Source organism: Lelliottia sp. EB106-05-01-XG201 (assembly GCF_058791735.1).
The window spans coordinates 50219-56932 of the sequence record NZ_JBYTDV010000003.1; the positions used below are offsets into that span (position 1 = coordinate 50219).

The 6714-nt window shown below is 48.3% G+C and carries 8 protein-coding genes and 2 pseudogenes; 8 read left to right on the top strand and 2 right to left on the bottom strand.

Features of this window, described 5'->3' with window-relative positions; genetic code table 11:
- The first annotated feature begins 227 nt into the window (after window positions 1-227).
- The 4 genes from AC3WS9_RS23250 (at window position 228) to AC3WS9_RS23265 (ending at window position 2288) form a co-directional block, all read left to right on the top strand.
- Entirely contained in the window at window positions 228-563 is a 336-nt protein-coding gene (locus AC3WS9_RS23250) for a hypothetical protein (protein ID WP_492490509.1), read from the top strand.
- Window positions 551-1189 carry a hypothetical protein gene (locus AC3WS9_RS23255; protein ID WP_492490510.1) on the top strand — a complete coding sequence of 213 codons (639 nt, stop codon included), beginning with the start codon at window positions 551-553 and terminating at the stop codon, window positions 1187-1189. The genes AC3WS9_RS23250 and AC3WS9_RS23255 overlap by 13 nt, the downstream gene beginning before the upstream one ends.
- A 98-nt stretch (window positions 1190-1287) precedes the next feature.
- A complete protein-coding gene (locus AC3WS9_RS23260; protein WP_492490511.1) occupies window positions 1288-1899 on the top strand; it encodes an SH3 domain-containing protein in 612 nt (203 codons plus the stop codon).
- A gap of 119 nt (window positions 1900-2018) precedes the next feature.
- On the top strand, window positions 2019-2288 hold the full coding sequence (locus AC3WS9_RS23265) for a HigA family addiction module antitoxin (protein WP_492490512.1): 270 nt from the start codon (window positions 2019-2021) through the stop codon (window positions 2286-2288).
- Window positions 2289-2397: 109 nt separating this feature from the next.
- Here AC3WS9_RS23265 and AC3WS9_RS23270 read toward each other — a convergent pair whose 3' ends face one another.
- Window positions 2398-2643 (bottom strand): antirestriction protein ArdR, encoded by a 246-nt coding sequence (locus AC3WS9_RS23270; protein ID WP_282492986.1) that lies wholly within the window; start codon window positions 2641-2643, stop codon window positions 2398-2400.
- A 270-nt stretch (window positions 2644-2913) separates the two neighbouring features.
- Between AC3WS9_RS23270 and AC3WS9_RS23275 the strand changes: the two are divergent.
- A pseudogene (locus tag AC3WS9_RS23275) lies at window positions 2914-3916 on the top strand (alpha/beta hydrolase); the annotation flags it as partial.
- Window positions 3917-3981: 65 nt separating this feature from the next.
- Window positions 3982-4242, top strand: a pseudogene (locus AC3WS9_RS23280) (alpha/beta hydrolase); the annotation flags it as partial.
- Here the strand turns inward: AC3WS9_RS23280 and AC3WS9_RS23285 are convergent.
- Window positions 4239-4703 (bottom strand): outer membrane lipoprotein, encoded by a 465-nt coding sequence (locus tag AC3WS9_RS23285; RefSeq protein ID WP_492490513.1) that lies wholly within the window; start codon window positions 4701-4703, stop codon window positions 4239-4241. The pseudogene AC3WS9_RS23280 and the gene AC3WS9_RS23285 sit on opposite strands and share 4 nt — an antisense overlap.
- 569 nt (window positions 4704-5272) lie before the next feature.
- Here AC3WS9_RS23285 and AC3WS9_RS23290 point away from each other — a divergent pair.
- Window positions 5273-5890 (top strand): AAA family ATPase, encoded by a 618-nt coding sequence (locus AC3WS9_RS23290; RefSeq protein ID WP_282492988.1) that lies wholly within the window; start codon window positions 5273-5275, stop codon window positions 5888-5890.
- A gap of 52 nt (window positions 5891-5942) precedes the next feature.
- Window positions 5943-6179, top strand: a complete 237-nt coding sequence (locus tag AC3WS9_RS23295) for a plasmid partition protein ParG (protein ID WP_282492989.1) — start codon at window positions 5943-5945, stop codon at window positions 6177-6179.
- Window positions 6180-6714: the final 535 nt, after the last annotated feature.

The window sequence follows — 6714 nt, forward strand, 5'->3', positions numbered from 1 at the left end:
CATCGATATTAAGGGGGAAATCCCCCCGGAAAAACAAGTAGTCCACTTCTCGCATCACTACGGGAGCGTAACCATCCACTTAGCGGCGCTTAATGCCGAATTAATAAGCAAAAAAGTTGCAAAATAGTGTAGTATTTATATGATACTTAGACCCGCAACCGCTTGCAGGACAAGGGGTTTTGGTATCTCAATGAATACTAAGAATACTTTGAACACTGGAGGTGAATATGATTACGCATACTCGATTCACTATCGCTGATAGCTATGCTCTTTTGGGCAGCTTGTGCGTACCTGGCGTTCAGGGAAAATTCGAAGTTCGCTCTTTCATTGACCGCGTAAAGCGCCCTCGTCTGATCGTCGTGCATGAGAATTGGCATGATGCTGGGCGCCGCGAACGCGTTGCTCCTGTTATTGTCGTGCAGCTTGAAGCCGATGGTCGTAAAAGGGTCATCGAGCAAAAAGGCGAAACTCCTTTCAATGGGGTGGATTTGGCAGATCTTAGCCGCCGAGCTATGGATTTTTTTCAATGGAATGAACACGGCTCATTGGCATGTCACCATTAGCAGTAGCAGCGCACGAAAAAGAACTTATCTGGCCTGAAGATTTTGATGAACCAGGCCAGTCCTACAAAACCCTAGCTAGCATTGTCGATGAAGATGGCTCCGAACACGAAGTCATTCTGGAAGATGACGGCCATGATATGGCTCGCGTGTATCTGCGTCATATTGAATCCAATGAGGTATCGGCCAACTTCTTGCTGGAATTCAATCTGACACCACCAGAAGCTTTCCCGGAACGCATTCCTCAGGTTACCAGCGCATTTGTTGGTGTCGACTATCGAGCAGCAAAACTCTCACAGCACGTCTATCGCATGCTCATGAAGTATTATGGCGGTGTGGTCAGTGACACTCACCAAACAGCAGGCGGAATGCTTATCTGGCTCCTTATGGGTGAAGATCACACTGTGCAACTCAATATCATGCAGGTCCGCGGGGATCGTCTTGAATATCGGCTTAAAAACGGCACGCCAGAGACATATATAGGCGAGATAGAGGCGCTGGAACAAGCTGGCGATACTGTATGGGGCGATCCAAATGCAGTTATCTCCTTAAGAGCTTTGCAACGTCTTGGGTTCCGTCCAGTTCACTTGGATATGAGTCATATCGTTTTAACAGCTCGCACCATTTAAGGGTCTCACAGCTGTTAAGACTTCCGATAGATTTCGTCTTAAGTCTTCGCTAAACTGCGCGGCTGGATTCCTCCCAGCGGCGACCCGCAGAGCGAGCCATGACCCATAAGCACAAGCCTTTCACAACCCTTACACGCCGCCAACGTCGTGCCAGAACCCTTCACATAAAACACATCATCCAGCGTGAGCGTGCCCGCTGCGGTGGCCTGCATTACGATGATTGCGAGCCAGCAAAAAGCAGTTGTTGGAGTTGGAGCGACATTCTGTTTCTGGGCAACACGCCAGATGTATACTGGAATGCAGTGATCGTAACCACTGCTGACGAGCAGCAAGGAATCATTGAGCAAATCGTCCTCGATGAAGCTTTTGCGCTTCTGGATGAGAACGAGAAAGCACAGGAATTACACTTCGAAACAACGCCGAACTACGATGCGAAGGGCAACGTTATCAGCCACTCGATGGTGGACTTCCCAAAGGCTACCTATATCCAGTTTGGCGGGCTGACGTTCAGCGACTACTTGGATCAACGCATCAATGAGATTGCCTGTGATAATCCCCCGGCAGTTAAAGCTGGCTATAAGTTTCTACCTGGCTATGCCGCTGGCCTGGGGCTGCAAATCATCGTGGCAGAGTTGGTGCTTACTCGTGACATCATAGACAATGCAATCCGCGCCTTCCTGAAGGGAGAAATGGCTTCGATACAACAATAGCCCTTACCGTTCGGGCCAACTAGCGAATTACTTTTTGGATTTTCGACGGTGACGCTTACATACTGAATCTGGAGGACTATCACTAATGACTATGCTCAATCCCCCGGCACCCAGGTGGGTTGATTGCCGAATACCTAGAGGATAACAGCGTTAGTTTACGTGCCCTTGCGCGTAACCTCGATGTTTCCCCTTCAGCCTTGAGTAAAGTCACGGCAGGTAAAACGGCAATCAGTCCAGAAATGGCTCTTAAGTTAGAGGCAGGCCTTGGCATTGCTGCGCGTCTCTGGCTGGCAATGCAGGCGACATATGATCTAAGCCGTGCCCGTAAGGAGATCGACCTCTCCCATGTCGTTCCGGTATCTGTCAAAGACGGCGCTATCGTTCATTAAGAACTGCCCGATAAACAGACTGAGAAAGAACATATACAAACGAAGGTGGCTGGAATCCATGAAGCCGCGCCAGCGGCTTATTTTTTCGATTGCCGGTTCTTTCTGTCCCTTATTCAGTTAATACCACCCAACATTTCGCACCGTCGTCATCGTTTCCACCTTCCGCAATAAACACATGGCCATCCGCATCAATAGCTATCACTCCAGGACGTTCGTGCTGCGGATCACGCAGGCAGTTCTTCCATGCGTATGCCTTTCCTTCCCATATAAGAACTACACCGTGGTTATGACCCGGCCATGATTCGCGGTACGCGGCTGCTTCAGCGATATAATCATTCAACTGATCAGCTGTCATTTCCGCACCTCCCTATCTAAATTTTCCTGATAACAGGCATATTTAACAGATTGTACCTTTTGCGAACAACGCATGTAATGCTGTGCCATTATTTTTACAGGCACCACGCGTACCCGACAGTCAGGGAGCTTAGCTTTGAAATTCTTCAGGTGGATCAAGCTTATCGTCTTATCCGTTGTTTTGTTGGTCATCGGTGCGATGGCCCTGCGTGTTTATGACATTCAGCGCGGTCCGGAACTGCAACTCTGGCATACCTATGTTCCTCATGAGATGAGCGCTGACGAGATAGACCAGGCAGACTGGAACGATTACCTGAAGGTTGAGGATTCTCTTTTCAGAGAAGTGAAACTCAATGTCACGGATAAGCTGGATGCTCAGCAGCAAACGGAACTCAATCGCTATTATTCCGGCAGCCCCATTTATCCTGACAAATTCCAGACCAACTGGAATCGCTCTTACATCATGTTGCCGGACGCAAAACCCAAAGGTGTCGTGGTGATGTTGCATGGTTTAACCGATACCCCATACAGTCTGCGGCATATTGCAGAGAATTATCGTCAGTACGGATATATTGCAGTGGGTATCCGGTTACCGGCACATGGTACAGTCCCCGCAGCCTTAACTGATGTGACATGGCAGGACTGGATGGCCGCAACGCGCCTTGCCGTAAGAGAAGGCAAAAAGTTAGCAGGCAATGACGTGCCGCTGCATATTGTTGGATTTTCCAATGGCGGTGCGCTGGCAATGAAATATACGCTGGACGCTCTGAATGACCCCCGTCTGGCAAAACCCCAGCGCGTGATCCTGATTTCACCCATGATTGGGATCACGAGTTTCGCGCGCTTTTCAGGCATTGCGGGCTGGCCATCATTTCTGCCCGCGTTTGCGAAAGCCGCCTGGCTAAACATCATGCCCGAGTTCAATCCGTTTAAATTTAATTCATTCCCGACGAATGCCGCCCGGCAGTCTTTCCTGCTGACCAGTGCACTGCAAAGCCAGATTGCGACTGACGCACGGAATAAAAAATTAGACCAGTTACCGCCGATACTGACATTTCAGTCGGCCATGGACTCCACCGTCAGCGCTCGGGCGATCATTACCGCGTTATATAATCGTTTGCCGGATAACCACAGCGAAGTGGTTTTATTCGATTTGAACCATGCCGTCAGATTTAATGCATTATTGCGGAGATCGTCATACACCGCGCTGTCGAGATTACTCCCGGCGCCTCCACGCCGATACACCACAACGGTCATAACGAATGTCACTGAGGGCAGCACAGACATGGAGATCCGTACCCTACCTGCGGGGAAAACAGAACAAATCGTTGAAAAAATGGGTCTGCGCTATTTGCCGGACGTCTACTCACTCTCTCATGTCGCCTTGCCTTTCCCTCTGAGTGACTCCCTGTATGGCCGTTATCCTGATCCACTGAATCAGTACGGTATTAGTTTAGGGACCTTTGCCGCGCGTGGTGAGCGCGCGGTTCTTGTCGTCGGACTGGATTCTCTGATGCGCCAGTCTTCAAATCCCTTCTTCCCCTGGATGATTAAACGTATCGATGAAGGCATAGATACCCAGGCTCCGGGGAAAAATTAGCGAGGTGACACCGTCGTTTGTCCGCCCGCGGATGATATGGCCACCCTTTGCCCGGCGGAGAAACGGGTTGGCCCCTGGCGTTGTACCACCATAAGCATGCGTCCATCATCCAGACGGATCTCAAGCTCTACACCCTGGACAAGATTCATACGTCCCTGAATGCCCTGTCCAGCCATTCCCCCGGCAACTGCCCCCGTTGCCGTCGTCAGTCTTCGACCAGAACCTCCGCCTACGGTGCTCCCTGCCAGACCTCCGAGAACACCTCCGGCCACCGCTCCCAGAGCATTGTTTTCATCACCCGCCTGAATCTGCACGGCCCGAACGTGTACTAACGTGCCGTAATAAACCTGCTGCACCCGACCCGCAGTGGAGGCTGAATGGACATCGCCGGAAAGATTGCTTGTGTTAGTACAACCTGCAAGGCCTAACGCAATAATGAGCATGCTCTGTCTGAATAACATTTCGCTTTCCCCATTCAATTTCATGGTTCCGTCATCATTCGCGTCACGAATGACTGTGCAGGTCATACAACGGCATCGCCCACAGCCCATATTGTTCAAGGTCATATGCTATGGCGCGGGATGAACGTTGTTGATCACACAACCTCATTCACTCATTTACTCAAAAACGCAAAAAAGTAAATGAGTAATTCATCAGAAGCCATTTGAACTAACCCGGTTTTTGAATCCAAAAGATATCCGTAATTCGCACTTCAACAACTCCCTACGATTCAGGTTCTACTGAAAACACCACAGCCCTTCAATACAGTACTGGAAGTTGGTTATGGCTACCTCAGGCGGCTTGTTTAGGTCCATTACCCACAGGGTTGTACACCGTTTCTGTGGATAAATAATAGACAATGAACCCGCTTTGAGCGTATCAAATCGGACAAAAAATTTTTACTCAAATGAGTAAAAACACATTTATTCATTTACACATTAACTCAGCTGTTTTAGAGTAATCACTCAAAGGCTCATAACAGTAAATACTCATAAACTCATATGAGTAAAAGAGTAAAATTGAGGCGCAAATGAAAGTAATCTCTTTTTTGAATCCAAAGGGTGGTAGCGGTAAAACAACCGTAACAATCAACGTCAGTACCAGCATCGCCAGGAATCACCGTGTTGCAGTTGTTGACACAGATCCGCAGCAAAGCCTTGCGAACTGGAACAAAGCAGAAAAAGCCAACTTTGATGTGTTCACAGCTGCATCTGAAAAAGATGTCTATACCATCAGGAAGGAGCTCGGAGATTATGATTATGTCATCATTGATGGTGCCGGTGCGCTTTCTGTTATCACAGCAGCTGCAGTAATGGTCAGTGACCTGGTGATCATTCCCGTTACACCGTCACCTCTCGATTTTTCTGCATCAGGTGCAGTCATCAGTGTGCTGGAAGCTCAGTCATACAACAGGCCCGTAGAGTGCCGTTTCCTTATTACCCGCAAAATTGAGCAAGCCACGATGCTGGGTATTTTACGTGAGAGTATCGCAGCTACAGGGATCCCTTCCTTAAAAACATCGATTACGCAGCGACAGAGCTACGTGAAATCTGTGCTGGATGGTGAGACTGTGTTCGATACCAATGATGGGGCCGCGAAAGGTGAGATCGAAGTGCTGGCCGGTGAAATCATCAAGTTAGTTGCGTAAAAACACATTTACACATAAACTCAAATGAGTAAATGTGTATTGGAGTAACTCTATGAGCTTAGTAAAGCAAAACCGCAACCCGGCGGCACCTAAGGTAATGACCTTCGGTGAGAACAGGGATTTAGGCAAGGTTATTTCAGCGCCAGCATCGGGCATTCAAAAACGTGTGAACTTCAATATGCCCGAAGATAAGCATCAAAGGCTGAAAGCCGCTTGTGCCAGAAAAGGGGTTTCTATTTCAGATGTCATGAACGACCTTGTCGATGCATGGTTGAAAGAAAATGAGTAAATGAGTTTTTACTCTTATGTGTGTTTACTCTAATACTCCTTTGTACTGAATGATTGTTGTGATCGGACCTTAGGTGGTTAACGATATAGGTCAGCATCGTCATCAGGAACCTGCACGGGTACCTGAATCAGAGATATGATAGCAGTGCTCGCCGCAGCCTGTGACCGGGCTTGCCCGCGAACAGGCGAGGAAGCGCAAGATCTGCGGTTAAACAGAAACCTGTTACGCTCCGTGTGTCATATCAGATTGCAGGGGGTGTTAAATACCTGAGTTGGTTTAGTTTTATCCACATATCCTCCTGATAGATCAATTGATCAGATCAATACGAGATCAATATGAGATCAATACAGATCACCACTCGCCTAATCCCATGAAAGTTAAGTGAAATAAATGGATCCCGGCGGTCATATTCATAAAAAAAGCGGTTACTTTCATGATTCAGGCGTTTACTTTCATAAGCAAGGCGGTTATTTTCATAACCTGGATGCGGTTACTTTCATAAACAGACCCGCTTTTACTCACTGGATGTGGATAA